This window comes from Variovorax nitratireducens, from assembly GCF_051216545.1.
Taxonomy (GTDB): domain Bacteria; phylum Pseudomonadota; class Gammaproteobacteria; order Burkholderiales; family Burkholderiaceae_C; genus Variovorax.
Window position 1 is genome coordinate 448905 of record NZ_JBPJZO010000003.1, and the last position, 18839, is coordinate 467743.

Below are 18839 nucleotides of genomic sequence, written 5' to 3' on the forward strand. Positions count from 1 at the left end.
GCCTCAGCGCTTCCAGCCGCGGCCCAGCCACCACTGGGCGGTGCCGCAGACGACCACCAGCGCGGCATAGGTCAGCATCATTCCATCGCGCCCGAAGTACGCGAGCCCGGCGCACAGCACGATCACACCCGCTATCAAATTAATAGCGAAATGAGCCCACCGGCCGGGCGCCCCGGCCGCTTGCGGCAACAGAAAACGGGCCAGCAGCGCGAGCACCCCCGCCACGAAGAAGGCAGGTGCCGCGAAATTCAGCAGGTGGTAGAGCAGGTCGAGCGCGGACATCTGGAAAGTTGGAAAGCGGGGTTTTGCGCCGCGCTATGGAGGTCATAGCGGCCGTGTCCTCCGGACAGCCCCAGCAAATTTTATAATCCGGGAATGTCAGTCTGGGCCCTTGGGTTGAACCACACGACCGCGCCGCTCGATCTGCGCGGTCGTTTCGCGTTCGCGCTCGACCAGATCGCCCCCACGCTGCACAGCCTGCGCAGTTCGTTCGAGGGCGCCGGCAGGGGCCGCCATCCGCAGGTCGAGGCCGCCATCCTCTCGACCTGCAACCGCACCGAGATCTATTGCGCCGCCGATCACATGGCGCTCGACCACACGGTCGGCTGGCTCGCGCAAAGCGGAGGCGTTTCGCCTGCGCTGCTGCGCTCGCACGCCTACACGCTGCACGACGACGAGGCCGCGCGCCACGCCTTCCGCGTGGCCAGCGGACTCGATTCGATGGTGCTCGGCGAGGCGCAGATCCTGGGCCAGATGAAGGACGCGATCCGCGCCGCCGAAACCGCCGGCGCGCTTGGCAGCACACTGAACCAGCTGTTTCAGCGCTCGTTCGCCGTGGCCAAGGAAGTGCGCACCGCCACCGAGGTTGGCGCGCACTCGATCAGCATGGCGGCGGCCTCGGTGCGGCTCGCCGCCCAGCTGTTCGAAGACTTGCAGCAAACGCGCGTGCTGTTCGTCGGCGCCGGCGAAATGATCGACCTCGCCGCCACGCATTTCGCGGCAAGGCAGCCCAAGTCCATCGTCATCGCCAACCGCACGCTCGAGCGCGGCGAGAAGCTGGCTTCGCGCTTCGGCGGCGAGGCGATGCGGCTGGCCGAGTTGCCCGCTCGGCTGGCCGAGTTCGACATCGTCGTGAGCTGCACCTCGAGCACGTTGCCGCTGATCGGCCTGGGCGCGGTGGAGCGCGCGCTCCGCCAGCGCAAGCACCGCCCGATGTTCATGGTCGATCTGGCCGTGCCGCGCGACATCGAACCCGAAGTCAAGAAACTCGAAGACGTGTACCTCTACACCGTGGACGACCTGGCCCAGGTGGTGCAGCAAGGCCAGGCCAGCCGCCAGGCCGCGGTCGCGCAGGCCGAGGTGATCATCGATGCCGGTGTGCAGAGTTTCATGCACTGGCTGGACCAGCGTGGCACGGTGCCGCTTATCCAGCAGCTCAACGCACAGGCCGACGACTGGCGCGCGGCCGAACTTGCCCGCGCGCGCAAGCTGCTGGCCAAGGGCGAAGACGTCGAGACGGTGCTGCAGGCGCTGTCGCGCGGCCTGACGCAGAAGATGCTGCACGGCGCGATGGCCGAGTTGCATGCCGGCGACGCCGCAGCGCGCGAGCAGACAGCGCAGACGCTGTCGCGCCTGTTCCTGCGCAAAGAGCGTTAGCGACGCCTGCCCGTCGCATGGCCCGCCGCCGCCGGCGGGCGCCCGGTCTTCGCGCCCTCTTTTGCCCCCGATTCGCCCTCCGATGAAATCCTTTCTCCGCCAGCAACTCGACCGCTACGCGCAACGCCTCGAAGAGCTTGACTTCCTGCTCTCGCGCGAAGACATCATGGCCGACATGACGCAGTACCGGCTGCTGTCCAAGGAGCACGCCCAGGTCACGCAGATCGCCGGGCGCTATCTGCGCTTCAGGCAGCGCGAGGCCGACCTGGCCAGTGCACGCGAGATGCTGGACGACCCCGACATGGCCGAGATGGCGCAGGAAGAAATCGCTTCCGCCGAAGCCGAACTGCAAAAGCTCGAGGATGAGCTGCAACGCCTGCTGCTGCCCAAAGACCCGGATGACGCGCGCAATGCCTTTGTGGAAATCCGCGCCGGCACCGGCGGCGACGAATCGGCGCTGTTTGCCGGCGATCTGCTGCGCATGTACACGCGCCACTGCGAGCGCGCGGGCTGGCGCTGCGAGATCGTGAGCGAATCGGAGAGCGAGCTCGGCGGCTACAAGGAAGTGGTGATCCGCATCGTCGGCGCCGACGTGTTCGGCCGGCTGCGCTTCGAGTCCGGCGGCCACCGCGTGCAGCGCGTGCCGGCGACCGAAACACAGGGCCGCATCCACACCAGCGCCTGCACGGTTGCCGTGCTGGCCGAGCCTGACGAGACGGTGGCAGTGCAGATCAACCCCGCCGACCTGCGCATCGACACCTACCGGGCATCGGGCGCCGGCGGCCAGCACATCAACAAGACCGATTCGGCCGTGCGCATCACGCACATCCCGACCGGCATCGTGGCCGAATGCCAGGACGATCGCAGCCAGCACCGCAACAAGGCCAAGGCGCTGCAGGTGCTGTCGGCGCGCATTCAGGAAAAGGATCGCAGCGAACGCGCGGCGAAGGACGCGGCCGAGCGCAAGGGGCTGATTGGCACCGGCGACCGTTCGGATCGCATCCGCACCTACAACTTCCCGCAGGGCCGGCTCACCGACCACCGCATCAACCTCACGCTCTACAAGCTGCTGACCATCATGGAGGGCGACCTCGGCGAAGTGCTCGACGCGCTGCAGGCGGCGCGCGAGGCGGAGCAGTTGGCGGAGCTGGAGTCGTCGGCCTTGCCCGCGTGATGCCCACGACGCTGATGCAGGCACTGCGGGCCGCCACGGCGCTGGGCGTGGATCGGCTCGACGCACAGCTGCTCTTGCTGCGCGCACTGGGCCAATCGATCCACGACCGCGCCTGGCTGCTGGCCCACGACACCGACGCATTGCCCGACGGCGCCTGGCAGGCTTTTCAGGCCCTGTGCGGGCGCCGCGCCGCGGGCGAGCCGACCGCCTACCTGCTCGGCGAGAAAGAGTTCCATGGCCTGACGCTGCAGGTCGACCCGCGCGTGCTGGTGCCGCGGCCGGACACCGAAACGCTGGTCGACTGGGCCCTGGCGCTCGCGGCCGGCATCCAGGCCCCGCGCCTGCTCGACCTCGGCACCGGCAGCGGCGCCATTGCGCTGGCGCTGCAACAGGCGCGACCGGACGCAACGGTCGATGCGGTCGACGCCAGCGCCGACGCGCTCGCGGTCGCCCGTGCCAATGCGCAACGGCTGGCGCTGCCCGTTCGCTTTGCCCAGGCCGACTGGCTTGCCAGCGCCGCCGTCGGCTACGACCTGATCGTCTCGAACCCGCCCTACATCGCCGCGGGCGACGCGCACCTTGCCGCGTTGCGCCACGAACCGCTGGGCGCGCTGGCGTCGGGGCCGGACGGCCTGGCCGACCTGCGCCGCATCGCGCAGGACGCGCCCGCACATCTGGTCGAGGGCGGCTGGCTGCTGTTGGAGCACGGTTTCGACCAGGCGGCCGCGGTGCGCGCACTGCTGACTGCCCGCGGGTTCACGCAAGTTCAAAGCCGCGACGATCTCGCCGGCATCGCGCGCTGCTCCGGCGGGATCTGGCGCACGGTGAAATAATCCGCCCCAACCCACCCTTATTCAGGAGCCAGCCATGAGCGACGCCCAGCAACGCATCGACGACCTCGTCAAATCCAACGACATCCTGCTCTTCATGAAGGGCAACGCCAGCTTTCCGATGTGCGGCTTCTCCGGCCGCGCGATCCAGATCCTCAAGGCCGTGGGCGTCGACACCCGGACGCTCAAGACGGTGAACGTGCTGGAAGACGACGGCATCCGCCAGGGCATCAAGGAATACAGCCAGTGGCCGACCATTCCGCAGCTCTACGTCAACGGCGAGTTCATTGGCGGCTCGGACATCATGATGGAGATGTACGAGTCGGGCGAACTGCAACAGGTCGTCAACAGCAAAGCCGCCTGATGCCGGCCTGGCAGCACGACGGCGTGCGCGTGATTCCCGGCAACCAGCTCGACGGCAACACGGCGCAGACGCCGGGCATGGATCGCAAGGCGGCGATCAACTTCGCCCGCGTCGGCGCGCAGAAGCTCTGGGCCGGCACCGTCACCATCCATGCCAACGCCAAGACGGGCGCCCACCACCACGGCCACCTCGAGTCGGTCATCTACGTGGTGAGCGGCCGCGCCCGCATGCGCTGGGGCGAGCAGCTCGAGTTCACAGCCGAGGCTGGCCCGGGCGACTTCATATACGTGCCGCCGTACGTACCGCACCAGGAAATCAACGCAAGCACCACCGAAGCGCTGCAATGCGTGCTGTGTCGCAGCGATGGCGAAGCCGTGGCGGTGAACCTCGACATCGAGCCGGTGGAAAAACCGGACACTGTACTTTGGGTGGACCCCACACACCCTCACGGCGGTGTGTGAAAAGCCCGCTTTCCTGTCTCAAAAAACCAAAACCGTAAAGACCTGGACATCCACCGGCTCCGGGCACGGCTTATGCTGTGTCCAAGTGTTCGAAACCGGAGGTGTCCATGGATTCCCGCAGTCTCGTCCCCGCTACCCCGCCTTTTCAACTGCCGCTGGCCAACCTGCGCAGCGTGTTCCAGACGCACGACGTCGAGCGCAAGCTCGCCAAGCTGCCCGATCGGGATCACGAACACCTCCGCACCACCTACGAACGCATGCTCGAACGCGGGCCCGACCGCTTCCAGGTCAAGCCGAGCGGCGTGCCCGAGATGGCCGCCCTCTATGCGCAGCTGCCCAACTTCACCGAGGTGCTCGACGACGTGCGCCGGCACGTCGCGCTGGCGCAGGACAGTCGCGACGGCCTGGAGGTGACGCCGATGCTGCTGCTCGGGCCGCCCGGCATCGGCAAGACCCACTTCGCGAAGAAGCTGGCCGAACTGTTGGGCACCGGCATGTCGCTGGTGCCGATGAACTCGATGACGGCCGGCTGGCTGCTGTCGGGTTCCTCCTCGCAATGGAAAGGTTCCAAGCCTGGCAAGGTGTTCGAAACGCTGGTCGACGGCCAATACGCGAATCCGGTAATGGTGGTGGACGAAATCGACAAGGCCGGCAGCGACAGCCAGTACGACCCGCTCGGCGCGCTCTACAACCTGTTGGAGCACGACACGGCACATGCTTTCATCGACGAGTTCGCCGAGGTGCCGATCGACGCGAGCCAGGTGATCTGGATCACCACCGCCAACGACGAACGCAGCATTCCCGAGCCGATCCTGAACCGCATGAACGTGTTCGAGATCGAGGCGCCCTCGCCCGAAGCGGCGCGCCAGATCGCGCGCCAGCTCTACACGTCGATCCGTGCCGAGCACGACTGGGGCCGGCTGCTGAACCCCGAGCCTGCCGACGACGTGCTCGACCACCTGTCCACCCTCGCGCCCCGCGAAATGAGGCGCGCCCTGATGACCGGGTTCGGCAATGCCCGCCTGGCCCAGCGCGACGAGGTTCGCGTCGACGATCTGCCCCGGGCGACGGGCGCCAGGAGCCGGATCGGATTCATGCAGTAAGTAGCAGGCAGCCGTCCATGGCACCATCAAGGTCTGTGAAGACCGTGCCATGAACCTGACCCAAAGCCTGCTCGTCATCGCCTTGCTGATTGCAGCGAGCGCCTTTTTTTCCCTCGCCGAGATTTCGCTGGCCGCCTCGCGCCGCCTGCGCCTGCGCCAGATGGCCGACGAGGGCGACCAGCGCGCCGAGCGCGTGCTGCGCATCCAGGAACAGCCGGGCCACTACTTCACCGTGGTCCAGATAGGGCTCAATGCCGTCGCGATCCTTGGCGGCGTGGTCGGCGAAGGCGCTTTTTCGCCATGGTTCCTGCGCCTTTTCGATCTCTGGCTCAATCCCGACGCTGCGAAGGCCTGGGCCTTCACAGGCTCATTCGTCCTGGTGATTTCGCTGTTCCTGGTGTTCGCCGACCTGTTTCCCAAACGGCTCGGAATGAGCGACCCCGAGCGCCTCGCGGTGCGCATGGTCGGGCCGATGAACGTGCTGATCACCACCTTCAAGCCGCTGGTCTGGTTCTTCACGCGCAGCACCGACGCATTGTTCAAGCTGCTGGGCATCCCGCTGCAGCGGGTCGACAAGATCACCTCGGCCGACATTCTTGCGATGACCGAGGCTGGTGCGCGCGCCGGCGTGCTCGCGGTGCGCGAGCAGCAGGTGATCGCCAACGTGTTCGAGCTCGACACGCGGCTGGTGAGCAGCGTGATGACCTCGCGCGACCGCATCGCCTGGTTCCAGAAGGACGACCCCGAGTCCGAGCTGCGCGCACGCATCGTGGCCGAACCGTTTTCGGCCTACCCGGTGTGCGACGGCGACATCGACCATGTGCTCGGTTACGTCGATGCCAAGGACATGTTCCAGCGCGTGCTGAGCGGCCAGCCGCTCGCGCTCGACCAGGGCGTGCCGCTGCACAAGGCGCTGGTGATTCCGGATCGGCTGTCGCTCACCGAGGTGCTCGAGCAGTTCCAGCAGGCGCACGAAGACTTCGCGATCATCGTCAACGAATACAGCCTGGTGGTGGGGGTGATCACGCTCAACGACGTGATGAGTACCGTGATGGGCGATCTGGTGAGCGGGCTCGACGAGGAGCCGCAGATCGTTCAGCGCGACGAGAACTCCTGGCTGATCGACGGCGTGACGCCGATCCAGGACGTGCAGCGCGCGCTCGACATCGAGCGGTTGCCACACGCCGAAGAGTACGAAACGCTGGCCGGCTTCCTGATGGTGATGTTGCGCCGCGTGCCGCGCCGCACGGATCGCGTGAGTTGCTGCGGCTACACCTTCGAGGTGATGGACGTCGACAGCCACCGCATCGACCAGGTGATGGTCACCCGCGGCGGCGCCTCGGTCTAAGCCTGGGGCGGCCGCTCGGTGAAGACCCAGAGACGCTGGTTGGCGAACACGGCATTGGGGTACGGCGCCTTGCCGCGGCTGCCGTTGTAGCGCCCGAGCGTGAGGAACAGGTCGCCGTTTTCCCGGTTGAGGTAGTGCCGAAGAATCTGGCAACCGAAGCGCAGGTTGGTCTGCATGTGGAACAGCTTGGCCGAGTCGCCGTCGCCGATCACGCGCGTCCAGAAGGGCATGACCTGCATGAGGCCGCGCGCGCCAGCGCTCGAAACCGCGTACTTGCGGAAGTTGCTTTCAACCTGGATCAGCCCCAGCACCAGGCTGACGTCCAGGCCGGAACGCTTGCTCTCGTACCAGACGGTCTGGAGGAAATCGATGCGCGGTTGCGGATCGACGATCTTCTTTTTCAGGCGCTCGCTCATTTCGCCGAGCCACCGCAGGTAGGCCAGCCGCGACGCAGTGTCCGGGAACTCGGGCCGCGGGGGCGCTGCACTGCGGATGGCAGAGCTCAGCGCGTTGCGCACCGAGTCGATCAGCGGCTCTTCGATCTGTGCACCCGCAAGTGCCACGCGCGGCAACGCGAGCGCCAGTGCGCCTGCTGCGGCGCCACTCAGACACGAACGTCGCGACAGACTCATGCGGCGAGCTTGGAGCGGATGAAGACGCCGGCGTCGGCCGACGGAACCTTGGTCGCAGCGGTGTCGCGCCGGTGCTGGTATTCGAACTGGCCTTCCTTCAGGCCGCGATCCGAGATCACGAGGCGGTGCGGCACCCCGATCAGCTCCCAGTCGGCGAACATCGCGCCGGGACGCTCACCGCGGTCGTCGAGCAGCACGTCGACACCTGCACCACGCAGTTCTTCATAGAGCGCCTCGGCCGCGGCCTTCACGTCGGCGTTGCGATCCATGCCGATGGGGCACAGCACCACCGTGAACGGCGCGATCGCATCGGGCCAGATGATGCCGCGCTCATCGTGGTTCTGCTCGATCGCGGCGGCCGGCAGCCGCGTGATGCCGATGCCGTAGCAGCCCATCTCGAGGTACTGCGGCTTGCCTCCTTCGTCGAGGAAGGTGGCGTTCATGTCCTTGCTGTACTTGGTTCCGAGCACGAACACATGGCCGACCTCGATGCCGCGCTCGATCGCGAGCAGGCCACGGCCATCGGGCGATGGATCGCCCGCGACCACGTTGCGGATGTCGGCCACGAGGTCGGGCTCGGGCAGATCGCGGCGCCAGTTGACGCCGGTCATGTGGAAGTCGACCTCGTTGGCGCCCGTGATCCAGTCGGCCAGCACCGCGACCTCGCGGTCGGCGACCAGCTTGACCGGCTTCTTGAGGTTGAGCGGCCCGAGGTAGCCGGGCTTGCAGCCGAAGTGATCCTCGATCTCGCCGACGGTGGCGAAACGGAAGCCCTCGCGCAGGCCCGGCAGTTTGCCGACCTTGATTTCGTTCATGTCATGGTCGCCGCGCAGCAGCAGCAACCAGACCTGCACGCCCGCGATATTGCCGGCCGCATCGAGCTTGTCGGTGGCCAGCACCAGCGACTTGACGGTGGTGGCCAACGGCACGCCGAGCAGTTGGGCCACGTCGGCGCAGGTGCTCTTGCCTGGTGTCGGGGTCTTGGCGAGTGCATTGGCGCCGGCCGGTCGCGGGCCGGCCGGCGCCAGCGCCTCGGCCTTTTCCAGGTTGGCGGCGTAGTCGCTCTCGGGGCAATACACGATCGCGTCTTCGCCGGTGGCGGCAATCACCTGAAACTCCTCGCTCAGGTCGCCGCCGATCGCGCCGCTGTCGGCCGCCACGGCGCGGTAGGTCAGCCCGAAGCGGTCGAAGATGCGACGGTAGGCCGCGGCCATGTTCTGGTAGCTCGCCTTCGCGGCCGTGAGGTCGCGGTCGAAGCTGTAGGCGTCCTTCATCGTGAACTCGCGTCCGCGCATCAGGCCGAAACGCGGCCGCCGCTCGTCGCGAAACTTGGTCTGGATCTGGTAGAAATTCTTCGGCAGCTGTTTATAGCTGCGGATTTCCTGGCGCGCGATGTCGGTCACGACCTCTTCGCTGGTCGGCTGCACCACGTAGTCGCGCTCATGCCGATCCTTGATGCGCAGCAGCTCGGGGCCCATCTTCTCGAAGCGGCCGCTCTCCTGCCAGAGTTCTGCCGGCTGCACCACCGGCATGGTGAGTTCGACCGCGCCGGCGCGGTTCATCTCCTCGCGCACGATCGCCTCGACCTTGCGGATCACACGCAAGCCCATCGGCATGTAGCTGTAGATGCCGGCGCCCAGCTTCTTGATCATGCCGGCGCGCATCATGAGGCGATGGCTCGCCACTTCGGCGTCAGCCGGCGCTTCCTTCAGGGTGGAGACAAAAAAACCGGATGCTTTCATCTTGCGCGCGCCAGAAACAGTGAGGGATTGACGAGGGCCGTGCTGGCCGTCGAACCGGTCGCTTGCCGTGCGTAACACGGCGTGCATAATCGACTCAGTTCATTGAAATTTGGGGTTTGATTATGCTCGACCGGGACGGCTTCAGGCCCAACGTCGGCATCATCCTGCTCAACCAGAGAAACCAGGTTTTTTGGGGCAAGCGCATCCGCACCCACTCCTGGCAGTTTCCGCAGGGCGGCATCGATCGCGGCGAAAGTCCCGAGCAGGCCATGTTCCGCGAACTGCACGAGGAAGTGGGCCTTCATCCGGAGCATGTGCGCATCGTGGCCCGTACCCGCGACTGGTTGCGCTACGAGGTGCCGGATCGGTTCATCCGCCGTGACGCACGCGGTCACTACAAAGGCCAGAAACAGATCTGGTATCTGCTGCAACTTACCGGCCACGACTGGGATCTGAATCTCCGGGCCACCGACCATCCCGAGTTCGACGCATGGCGCTGGCACGACTACTGGGTGCCGCTCGACGTGGTGGTCGAGTTCAAGCGCGGCGTCTACGAAATGGCGCTGACCGAGCTGGCGCGCTACCTGCCGCGCCAGGATTTCCGCAACCGTTTTCTGCGCAGCAATGTGCGTGGCCGCGAATTCGATCGCCATCCCTCCGATGGGCACGAACCGCCGCCGTTCGAACTTCCGCCGGGTGCATCCTTCGACCCGGATCCCAATGTCAAGCTTGCCAACGATGCCGTTCCAACGCCAGATTCCTTTCCTGCACCACGCTAGCCGCGCCGTCTGCTTCGCGGCCGGCTGCACCCTTGCCATGATCGCCGCAGCGCAGGCCAGCAACCCGGACTGGGCCCAGGCTGGATCGCCCCCGCCGCCGACCGTCACTGAGCAGGACCGCGAGTGGAAGGAAACCGAGGTTCCGCCGCCGCCCACCTTCGCAGAAAGCCGGGTGGTTTCCATCCAGATGCCCCCTTACATGACGCTCAAGTTCGGCGTCGATCCCGGCACGATCGCGATCACGGGCGACGGCATCGTGCGCTATGTAGTCGTCGCCAGCCGGCCCGGCGGCGCGACCAACGCTTTCTATGAGGGCGTGCGCTGCTCCACCGACGAGGTCAAGACGTACGCCCGCTACAACAGCGGCGCTTGGCAGCCGGTGAGCGATCCGCAGTGGAAGCGGTTCAGGGATCTGAACTCCAGCTATGTGCAGCAGCTGGCGGGCCAGGGACTCTGCCGCGGCCACGCCCCCCGCGAGACGGTGGGCGAAATCGTGAAGAACATCCGCGAGCCGGTGCGCGAAGTTCAGTAGGCTTCAGGCCGCGGGCATCAGCACCATGTTGTCCCGGTGCACCATCTCCGGCTCGGCCGTGTAACCCAACAGCCGCTCGAACTCGGATGAAGGCTTGCGACACAGCAGCCGCGCTTCACCGCTCGAATAGTTGGCCAGGCCGCGGGCCAGTTCAACACCGGCGGTGTCGCGCACCGCGATCACGTCGCCGCGCGAGAAATCACCTTCCACGGCGGTCATCCCGATCGGCAGCAGGCTCTTGCCCTCGGCCCTCACCTTGGCCGCCGCGCCCTCGTCGACGGTGACCGCGCCGCGCATTTGCAGATGGTCGGCCATCCAGCGCTTGCGCGCCTGGTGCTTGGCGGTCTGCGCAACCAGCAGGGTGCCGATGGCTTCGCCGCGCGACAAACGCAGCAGGGCGTCGGGCTCGCGACCCCACGCGATCACGGTCGACGCACCGGAACCCGCAGCACGCTTAGCCGCGAGGATCTTGGTGATCATGCCGCCACGGCCGAGGCTCGAGCCGGCACCGCCGGCCATCGCTTCGAGCGCCGGATCGCCGGCAAACGCCTCGTGCACGAAGGTTGCGGCGGGATCCTTGCGCGGGTCGGCGCTGTAGAGACCTTTCTGGTCGGTCAGGATGACCAGCGCATCGGCTTCGACCAGGTTGGCGACCAGCGCGCCGAGCGTGTCGTTGTCGCCGAACTTGATCTCGTCGTTGACCACCGTATCGTTCTCGTTGATCACGGGCACCACACCGAGCGCCAGCAAGGTGACCAGCGTGGAGCGCGCATTGAGGTAGCGCTCCCGATCGGCCAGGTCGGCGTGCGTCAGCAGCACCTGCGCACTGCCCAGGTTGTTTTCGCGCAGCTTGGTCTCGTACATCTGCGCAAGGCCCATCTGACCGACGGCGGCCGCGGCCTGCAGCTCGTGTAGTTCGTGCGGGCGGGTGCGCCAGCCGAGGCGTTTCATGCCTTCGGCGATGGCGCCGCTCGACACCATTACGACTTCGCGACCGTCGTGCACCAGTGCCGCGAGTTGGCGGCACCATTCGCCGATCGCCCCCTCATCCAAGCCACGGCCCTCGTTGGTGACCAGGCTGGAGCCGACCTTGACGACGATGCGGCGCGCGTCACGCAGCGCGGTGGAACGGGGACTCGAACTCATTCTGCCGACGGTTCGACAAAGCGCGGATCAATGTCCACCGGGGCCTGCTCGGCCACCTGCTGTGCCTTGACGTGCTGGTAGATCGCCTGCACCAGCGGCTCGCAGCCTTCACGTGTGAGCGCCGAGATCTCGAACACCGGCCCCTTGAAACGCAGCCGTTTCACGAAGTCCTTGACGCGCGCAGCGCGCTCGTCGGACGGCACCATGTCGAGCTTGTTGAGCACCAGCCAGCGCGGCTTCTGATAGAGCGCCGCGTCGTACTTCTTTAGTTCGCCGACGATCGCCTTGGCCTGCGCGACCGGATCGACACTGTCATCGAAGGGCGCAAGATCGATGACGTGCAGCAGCAGGCGCGTACGCTGCAGATGACGCAGGAACAGGTGGCCCAGGCCGGCGCCTTCGGAGGCGCCTTCGATCAACCCGGGCAGATCGGCGACCACGAAACTCTGCTCGGGACCGACGCGCACCACGCCGAGGTTCGGGTGCAGCGTAGTGAACGGGTAGTCGGCAATGCGCGGACGGGCATTGGAGATTGCGCTGATCAGCGTGGACTTGCCGGCGTTCGGCATGCCCAGCAGGCCCACATCGGCCAGCACCTTGAGCTCCAGCTTAAGACTCTTCTTTTCGCCGGGCCAGCCGGGAGTCTTCTGCCGCGGCGCACGATTGATCGCGCTCTTGAAGCGCATGTTGCCGAAGCCCCCGTCGCCGCCTTTGGCAATGGTGATCACCTCGCCCGGCACCAGCAACTCGTACAGCACCTCGCCGGTTTCGGCGTCGGTGACGATCGTGCCCACCGGCATCTTGAGCGTGACGTCGTCGCCGGCGGCACCGAACATGTCGGAGCCCATGCCGTGCTGGCCGCGCTTGGCATCGTGCCGGCGCGAGAAGCGGAAGTCGACCAGCGTGTTGAGATTGGGATCGGCCACTGCGAATACGTGACCACCACGGCCGCCGTCGCCGCCGTTGGGGCCACCGAATTCCTTGTACTTCTCATGGCGGAACGACACGCAGCCGTTGCCGCCATCGCCGGCGGCGATGTCGATGAAGGCTTCGTCAACGAACTTCATGGGATGTCCAGTTTACAAATGAAAAAGCCCCGACGAGCGGGGCTTCGAGCAGATCGAAGTGACTGATCAGGCTTGGGTGGCAGCCGGAGTCACGTTGACCGTGTGCTTGCTGAGCGCGCCCTTGATGGCAAACGACACGTGGCCGTCGACCAAGGCAAACAGCGTGTGATCCTTGCCCACGCCGACGTTCACGCCGGGGTGGAACTGGGTGCCGCGCTGGCGCACGATGATCGAGCCTGCGCTGATCAGTTCGCCGCCGAATGCTTTCACGCCGAGCATCTTGGGCTTGGAATCGCGCCCGTTTCGCGTTGAGCCGCCGCCTTTTTTCTGTGCCATGGTGTCCGCTCCTTAAGCAGCGATCGCGCCGATTTGCAGTTCGGTGAACTGCTGGCGATGGCCTTGACGTTTCTGATAGTGCTTGCGACGGCGCATCTTGAAGATGTGCACTTTGTCGTGCAGGCCGTGTGACAGGACTGTCACCGTGACGGATGCGCCGGACACCAGGGGCGTGCCAACCTTGATCTCGGAGCCGTTGCCGACTGCAAGAACCTGATCGAACACGATTTCCTGGCCTACGTCCGCAGCAATCTGTTCTACTTTAATTTTTTCGCCGGAAGCAACGCGATACTGCTTGCCGCCGGTTTTTATGACCGCGTACATGTTGACCTCTTGAATAAGATGGCTCTACGGACGGATTTCCGCAGAGCCCAAGATTATAGCCCGCTTTGCGCCGCCCCAGGCACCGGCCAGCCTGCCAAGCCGAAAGCGCATGGGCTGCTCCCTATAATCGCGGCGTCCCGGCCGCTCTGGCCGGCCCTCTTTTCTGTCGCGGCATCCGACGCTTCCGCTTTGTCAGCTCCCCCCTCACAATCCCCCACCGCCACCGCGCTCGGCCTGGTCGCTGCCGACATGGAGCAGGTCGACCGCGTGATTGCGACGCGTCTCGACACCGGCGTTCCGCTCGTGAGCGAAGTGTCCCGCTACATCATTTCGGCCGGCGGCAAGCGTCTGCGCCCAGCCCTCCTGCTCTTGATGAGCGGCGCACTCGGCTGCACGGACGCGCAACGCTTCAATCTGGCCGCGGTGGTCGAATTCATCCATACCGCCACCCTGCTGCACGACGATGTGGTCGACGAATCGACCCTGCGCCGTGGCCGCGCGACGGCCAACGAGTCCTTCGGCAACCCCGCGAGCGTGCTGGTCGGAGACTTTCTGTACTCGCGTGCGTTCCAGATGATGCTGGACGCCGACAACATGCGCGTGATGCAGATCCTGGCCGAAGCCACCAACGTCATCGCCGAAGGTGAAGTCCTGCAGTTGATGAACATGCACGATGCCACGCTCGACGAAGCTGCCTATCTGCGCGTGATCCGCTCCAAGACGGCCAAGCTGTTCGAAGCCAGCACGCGCCTGGCCGCCGTCCTGGCGGGCAGCCCGCCGACCGTCGAGGAGGCATGCGCCACTTATGGCCAGGCGCTCGGAACGGCATTCCAGGTGATCGACGACGTTCTCGACTATGCCGGCGACGCCAATGAAACCGGCAAGAATCTCGGCGACGACCTGCGCGAAGGCAAAACGACGCTTCCGCTCATACTTGCGATGCAACGGGCCGAGCCGGCAGACAGTGCCCTGATCCGCAGCGCCATCGAGGCTGGCGACACATCACAGCTCGCGGCCATCGTTGCGATTGTGCAGCGCACTGGTGCGCTCGACGCCACGCGCGCAGCCGCAGCAGCGGAAGCACAACGCGCAATCGATGCTTTGCACGGTCTGCCCGCCAATTCGTACTCACAAGGTTTGCTACAATTAGCGGCTCAGTTGCTTGAGCGCCGCACCTAAGTTCTTCGAAGGTCGTTTCTCTTTTACTGCAACCATCGGGGTGTAGCTTAGCCTGGTAGAGCGCTACGTTCGGGACGTAGAGGCCGGAGGTTCGAATCCTCTCACCCCGACCAGCCTTTCATAGTTGTAATGCCAAATGCTACGCGGACTGTTGCATGGCCGCGATTTACAGCATGAGGTCGATCAGCGATGATCGTGAATCACTTTTTCACGTCTTTTACATTCTTTGAATGGCCGCTGCCGAACCTCTTCTCAAAGAAAATTCGCCGATCGCGCTTCCGGGACTCGCGCGTGCGCTGATCTCGGCCGGCAAGCTGGCGTCGAAAACAGCTGAAGAGATCTACCAGAAGTCGCAATCGAGCCGTTCGAGCTTCATTGCGGAACTGACCGGCACCGGCGCCGTGTCGGCCGCCGATCTGGCCCACACCCTTTCAAGCGCTTTCGGGGCGCCGCTGCTCGACCTCGATGCGATCGACCAGCAGCGCCTGCCCAAAGACCTGCTCGATGCAAAGCTGTGTCAGGCCTATCGAATCGTCGTCCTCAGCAAGCGCAGCAACCGCTTGATCGTTGCCACGGCGGATCCATCGGATCAGCAGGCGGCAGAAAAGATCAAGTTCGCATCGCAGATGGGCGTCGACTGGGTCATTGCCGAGTACGACAAGCTCTCGCGCATGGTCGAAGCGGCCGCGGTCAGCGCGGCCGAGACCATTGACAACATCGTCGGTGCCGAGTTCGAGTTCGATGATGCCATCGACAGTTCGAGCGATGCGAACGAGCAGGCGGTGGCCGAGGTCGAAGATGCGCCGGTCGTTCGCTTCCTGCACAAGATGCTGCTCGATGCCTTCAGCATGCGCGCATCCGACATTCACTTCGAGCCCTACGAGCACCAGTACCGGGTTCGCTTTCGGGTGGACGGCGAACTGCGCGAGATCGCCAGTCCGCCGGTGGTGATCAAGGACAAGCTGGCGTCGCGCATCAAGGTGATTTCGCGTCTCGACATCTCCGAGAAGCGCATTCCGCAAGACGGTCGCATGAAGCTCAAGATCGGGGCGGATCGCGTGATCGATTTTCGGGTCAGCACCCTGCCGACGTTGTTCGGCGAAAAGATCGTGATCCGGATTCTGGATCCGAGCAGCGCCCGTCTCGGCATCGACGCGCTCGGCTACGACGCGGACGAAAAGGAACGGCTGCTCAATGCGATCGGCCGCCCCTACGGCATGGTGCTGGTCACGGGCCCGACCGGTTCGGGCAAGACAGTTTCCCTCTACACCTGCCTGAACCTGCTGAACAAGCCCGGCGTGAACATCGCCACGGCCGAAGACCCGTCGGAAATCAACTTGCCCGGCGTCAACCAGGTCAACGTCAACGAAAAGGCCGGCCTCACCTTCGCCACCGCCTTGCGTGCGTTCCTGCGGCAGGATCCTGACATCATCATGGTCGGTGAAATCCGCGACCTCGAGACTGCGGACATTTCGATCAAGGCCGCGCAAACGGGTCACCTTGTGCTGTCGACACTGCACACCAACGACGCGCCGACCACGCTGACGCGGATGCGCAACATGGGCATCGCGCCGTTCAACATCGCGTCCAGCGTGATCCTGATCACCGCCCAGCGCCTCGCACGCCGCCTGTGCACGGTATGCCGCGAGCCGCACGAGGTGCCGCGCGAAGCGTTGCTCGATGCCGGGTTCCGCGAAAATCAGCTCGACGGCTCGTGGAAGCCCTACCGTGCGGTCGGCTGCTCGGCCTGCAATGGCGGCTACAAAGGACGCGTCGGCATCTACCAGGTGATGCCGATCACGGAAGAGATCCAGCAAATCATCCTGCGTGACGGCAGCGCGCTCGACATTGCGCGCCAGTCCGAAGCCGAGGGCGTGCGCTCGCTGCGCCAATCGGGTCTCAAAAAGGTCATGCAGGGGCTGACATCACTTGAAGAAGTGGTGGCGTGCACCAACGAGTAACACACGGCGCACAAGGATCGTATGGCAACCGCAACATCCACTCGGAACATCAAGGAAACCGTCTTCGAATGGGAAGGCAGGGATCGCAACGGCAAGCAGGTACGCGGCGAGATGCGCGCGGTCGGCGAAAACCAGGTGCAAGCGTCCCTTCGGCGTCAGGGCGTGCTTCCGACCAAGATCAAGAAACGGAAGATGCGCGCCGGCAAGTCGATCAAGCCGAAGGACATCGCCATCTTCACGCGCCAGCTCGCCACCATGATGAAAGCCGGTGTGCCGCTGCTGCAGGCTTTCGACATCGTCGGCCGCGGCAATGCCAATCCGAGCGTCGCCAAGCTGTTGAACGACATCCGGGGCGACGTCGAAACCGGTACATCGCTGTCTGCGGCGTTCCGCAAGTTTCCCAAGTACTTCGACAACCTGTACTGCAACCTGGTCGAGGCGGGCGAAGCGGCCGGTATCCTGGAAGAACTGCTGGATCGGCTGGCCACTTACATGGAGAAGACCGAGGCGATCAAGTCCAAGATCAAGTCGGCCTTGATGTACCCGGCCTCGGTGGTGGTGGTCGCCTTCGTGGTGGTCGCGATCATCATGATCTTCGTGATTCCGGCGTTCAAGTCGGTGTTCAGCTCGTTCGGTGCCGACCTGCCGGCACCCACCCTCATCGTGATGGCCATCAGCGAGTTCTTCGTCTCGTACTGGTGGCTGATCTTCGGGGTGATCGGTGGCGGGATCTATTTCTTCCTGCAAGCATGGAAGCGCAACGAAAAGGTTCAGCGGGTGATGGATCGGCTGCTGCTCAAGCTGCCGATCTTCGGCACGCTGATCGACAAATCCTGCATCGCGCGCTGGACGCGCACGCTGGCCACCATGTTTGCGGCCGGCGTGCCGCTGGTCGAAGCGCTCGATTCGGTGGGTGGCGCGTCGGGCAATTCGGTCTATGCCGATGCCACGACCAAGATCCAGCAGGAAGTCTCGACCGGCACCAGCCTGACGTCCGCCATGACCAACGCCAATCTGTTTCCGTCGATGGTGTTGCAGATGACGGCGATCGGTGAAGAGTCCGGCTCGATCGACCACATGCTCGGCAAGGCGGCGGACTTCTACGAGTCCGAAGTGGACGACATGGTGGCGGGTCTGTCGAGCCTCATGGAGCCCATCATCATCGTGTTCCTCGGCGTCATCATCGGCGGCATCGTGGTGTCGATGTACCTGCCCATCTTCAAGCTCGGCCAGGTCGTCTGATGTGGGTGTCGGCGGAAATCGCCGCCGCACTGGCCGGCGTGCTGGGGCTATTGATCGGCAGCTTTCTCAATGTGGTGATCTACCGGACGCCGGCCATGATCTACCGCGACTGGCTCACTGATTCGGTTTCCAGTTTGACGCCGTCGACCGAAGGCCCGAGCCTGTGGACGATGGTGTTCGGCAACAAGTCTGCCGCGCCACCCGCCTTGGAGGCGGCCGCCGCCGCCGCGGCCGCGCAGCTTGAAAGCCTGCCGCCCCTGAGTCTTTCCAAGCCCCGTTCGCGCTGCGGCGCATGCGGGGTTCCGATCGCCTGGTACCGGAATATCCCGGTACTCAGCTACGTCTTCCTGCGTGGCAAGTGTTCGGCCTGCAAGGCGCCCATCAGCATCCGCTACCCGCTGGTCGAACTCACCGTCGCGGCGCTGTTCGCGCTGGCCGGCCACCGCTTCGGCATCAGCCCGGTGGGCGCCCTCTGGGCCGCATTCGTGGCCTTGCTGGTGTGCCAGTTCCTGATCGATCTGGACACCCAATTGCTGCCCGATCCGCTCAACTACGCCTTGCTGTGGCTCGGGCTGATCGGCGCCGCGCTGGGGTGGACGGGCGTGCCGTTGAGTTCGGCCGTCTGGGGTGCGGTCGGCGGCTATCTGAGCCTCTGGGGGGTGTACCACGCCTACCGCCTTGCCACCGGCAAGGAAGGTATGGGGTACGGCGATTTCAAGCTGCTGGCAGCGCTTGGTGCGTGGCTCGGCGCCGACTACCTGCTGGCCATCGTGCTCGTGTCGTCACTGGTCGGCGCGGTGCTCGGGCTGACGCTGCTCTACATCGGCAAACTGGCGCACAAGGACATCCCGTTCTCCTTCGGCCCTTGCCTCGCGGGCACCGGTATCGTCTGTTTCGTGATCGGGCCGGAGACGGTTCGGCAACTTGTGCCGTTTGCGTTTCCGTTCGGCATGCATTGAGTTG

Annotated in this window: 20 protein-coding genes and 1 tRNA gene; 14 read left to right on the top strand and 7 right to left on the bottom strand. The window is 65.1% G+C overall.

Features of this window, described 5'->3' with window-relative positions; genetic code table 11:
* Nucleotides 1-3 precede the first annotated feature (3 nt).
* Nucleotides 4-282, bottom strand: coding sequence for a hypothetical protein (locus ACSFA8_RS11305; RefSeq protein ID WP_435479597.1), 279 nt, complete (start codon nt 280-282; stop codon nt 4-6).
* 93 nt (nt 283-375) lie between these two features.
* On the opposite strand from ACSFA8_RS11305, the gene hemA reads away from it, so the two are divergent.
* The 7 genes from hemA (at nt 376) to paeA (ending at nt 6936) form a co-directional block, all read left to right on the top strand.
* On the top strand, nt 376-1656 hold the full coding sequence (hemA, locus tag ACSFA8_RS11310) for a glutamyl-tRNA reductase (protein ID WP_435479598.1): 1281 nt from the start codon (nt 376-378) through the stop codon (nt 1654-1656).
* An 82-nt stretch (nt 1657-1738) separates the two neighbouring features.
* The gene (gene prfA, locus ACSFA8_RS11315; protein ID WP_435479599.1) at nt 1739-2830 is read left to right on the top strand and encodes a peptide chain release factor 1; all 1092 of its coding nucleotides are present in this window, start codon (nt 1739-1741) and stop codon (nt 2828-2830) included.
* Nucleotides 2830-3663: a peptide chain release factor N(5)-glutamine methyltransferase gene (prmC, locus tag ACSFA8_RS11320; RefSeq protein WP_435479600.1), complete on the top strand. Its 834-nt coding sequence runs from the start codon at nt 2830-2832 to the stop codon at nt 3661-3663. The genes prfA and prmC overlap by 1 nt, the downstream gene beginning before the upstream one ends.
* Nucleotides 3664-3697: 34 nt before the next feature.
* Nucleotides 3698-4024, top strand: a complete 327-nt coding sequence (gene grxD, locus ACSFA8_RS11325) for a Grx4 family monothiol glutaredoxin (protein WP_286622970.1) — start codon at nt 3698-3700, stop codon at nt 4022-4024.
* Nucleotides 4024-4485, top strand: a complete 462-nt coding sequence (locus tag ACSFA8_RS11330) for a cupin domain-containing protein (RefSeq protein ID WP_435479601.1) — start codon at nt 4024-4026, stop codon at nt 4483-4485. Before grxD ends, ACSFA8_RS11330 begins: the two co-directional genes overlap by 1 nt.
* A gap of 107 nt (nt 4486-4592) precedes the next feature.
* Nucleotides 4593-5588, top strand: coding sequence for an AAA family ATPase (locus tag ACSFA8_RS11335; protein ID WP_435479602.1), 996 nt, complete (start codon nt 4593-4595; stop codon nt 5586-5588).
* Between the two features lie 49 nt (nt 5589-5637).
* Nucleotides 5638-6936: a polyamine export protein PaeA gene (paeA, locus tag ACSFA8_RS11340; RefSeq protein ID WP_435479603.1), complete on the top strand. Its 1299-nt coding sequence runs from the start codon at nt 5638-5640 to the stop codon at nt 6934-6936.
* On the opposite strand, the gene ACSFA8_RS11345 is transcribed toward paeA, so the two are convergent.
* Both ACSFA8_RS11345 and ACSFA8_RS11350 read right to left on the bottom strand, forming a co-directional pair.
* The gene (locus ACSFA8_RS11345; protein WP_435479604.1) at nt 6933-7568 is read right to left on the bottom strand and encodes a lytic transglycosylase domain-containing protein; all 636 of its coding nucleotides are present in this window, start codon (nt 7566-7568) and stop codon (nt 6933-6935) included. The two genes, paeA and ACSFA8_RS11345, sit on opposite strands and share 4 nt — an antisense overlap.
* A complete protein-coding gene (locus ACSFA8_RS11350; RefSeq protein ID WP_435479605.1) occupies nt 7565-9310 on the bottom strand; it encodes a proline--tRNA ligase in 1746 nt (581 codons plus the stop codon). Before ACSFA8_RS11350 ends, ACSFA8_RS11345 begins: the two co-directional genes overlap by 4 nt.
* A gap of 122 nt (nt 9311-9432) precedes the next feature.
* Between ACSFA8_RS11350 and ACSFA8_RS11355 the strand changes: the two genes are divergently transcribed.
* On the top strand, nt 9433-10089 hold the full coding sequence (locus tag ACSFA8_RS11355; protein WP_286541936.1) for an RNA pyrophosphohydrolase: 657 nt from the start codon (nt 9433-9435) through the stop codon (nt 10087-10089).
* Nucleotides 10090-10126: 37 nt separating this feature from the next.
* Nucleotides 10127-10621 carry a CNP1-like family protein gene (locus ACSFA8_RS11360; protein WP_435479606.1) on the top strand — a complete coding sequence of 165 codons (495 nt, stop codon included), beginning with the start codon at nt 10127-10129 and terminating at the stop codon, nt 10619-10621.
* 3 nt (nt 10622-10624) lie between these two features.
* On the opposite strand, the gene proB is transcribed toward ACSFA8_RS11360, so the two are convergent.
* From proB to rplU, 4 genes are all read right to left on the bottom strand, one after another.
* Nucleotides 10625-11767, bottom strand: coding sequence for a glutamate 5-kinase (gene proB / locus ACSFA8_RS11365; protein WP_435479607.1), 1143 nt, complete (start codon nt 11765-11767; stop codon nt 10625-10627).
* A complete protein-coding gene (gene cgtA / locus ACSFA8_RS11370) occupies nt 11764-12834 on the bottom strand; it encodes an Obg family GTPase CgtA (RefSeq protein ID WP_435479608.1) in 1071 nt (356 codons plus the stop codon). The genes proB and cgtA overlap by 4 nt, the downstream gene beginning before the upstream one ends.
* Nucleotides 12835-12900: 66 nt before the next feature.
* Nucleotides 12901-13170, bottom strand: coding sequence for a 50S ribosomal protein L27 (rpmA, locus tag ACSFA8_RS11375; RefSeq protein WP_435479609.1), 270 nt, complete (start codon nt 13168-13170; stop codon nt 12901-12903).
* Nucleotides 13171-13182: 12 nt separating this feature from the next.
* Complete coding sequence (gene rplU / locus ACSFA8_RS11380) at nt 13183-13494, bottom strand: 50S ribosomal protein L21 (protein WP_435479610.1); 312 nt, start codon at nt 13492-13494, stop codon at nt 13183-13185.
* Between the two features lie 249 nt (nt 13495-13743).
* Between rplU and ACSFA8_RS11385 the strand changes: the two genes are divergently transcribed.
* The 5 genes from ACSFA8_RS11385 to ACSFA8_RS11405 all read left to right on the top strand — a co-directional run bounded on the left by ACSFA8_RS11385 (nt 13744) and on the right by ACSFA8_RS11405 (nt 18835).
* Nucleotides 13744-14673: a polyprenyl synthetase family protein gene (locus tag ACSFA8_RS11385; RefSeq protein ID WP_435479766.1), complete on the top strand. Its 930-nt coding sequence runs from the start codon at nt 13744-13746 to the stop codon at nt 14671-14673.
* 36 nt (nt 14674-14709) lie between these two features.
* Nucleotides 14710-14786 (top strand) — tRNA-Pro (locus tag ACSFA8_RS11390).
* A gap of 117 nt (nt 14787-14903) precedes the next feature.
* Nucleotides 14904-16634: a type IV-A pilus assembly ATPase PilB gene (gene pilB, locus ACSFA8_RS11395; protein ID WP_435479611.1), complete on the top strand. Its 1731-nt coding sequence runs from the start codon at nt 14904-14906 to the stop codon at nt 16632-16634.
* Between the two features lie 21 nt (nt 16635-16655).
* On the top strand, nt 16656-17876 hold the full coding sequence (locus tag ACSFA8_RS11400) for a type II secretion system F family protein (protein ID WP_435479612.1): 1221 nt from the start codon (nt 16656-16658) through the stop codon (nt 17874-17876).
* Nucleotides 17876-18835 carry a prepilin peptidase gene (locus tag ACSFA8_RS11405; RefSeq protein WP_435479613.1) on the top strand — a complete coding sequence of 320 codons (960 nt, stop codon included), beginning with the start codon at nt 17876-17878 and terminating at the stop codon, nt 18833-18835. Before ACSFA8_RS11400 ends, ACSFA8_RS11405 begins: the two co-directional genes overlap by 1 nt.
* Nucleotides 18836-18839 lie beyond the last annotated feature (4 nt).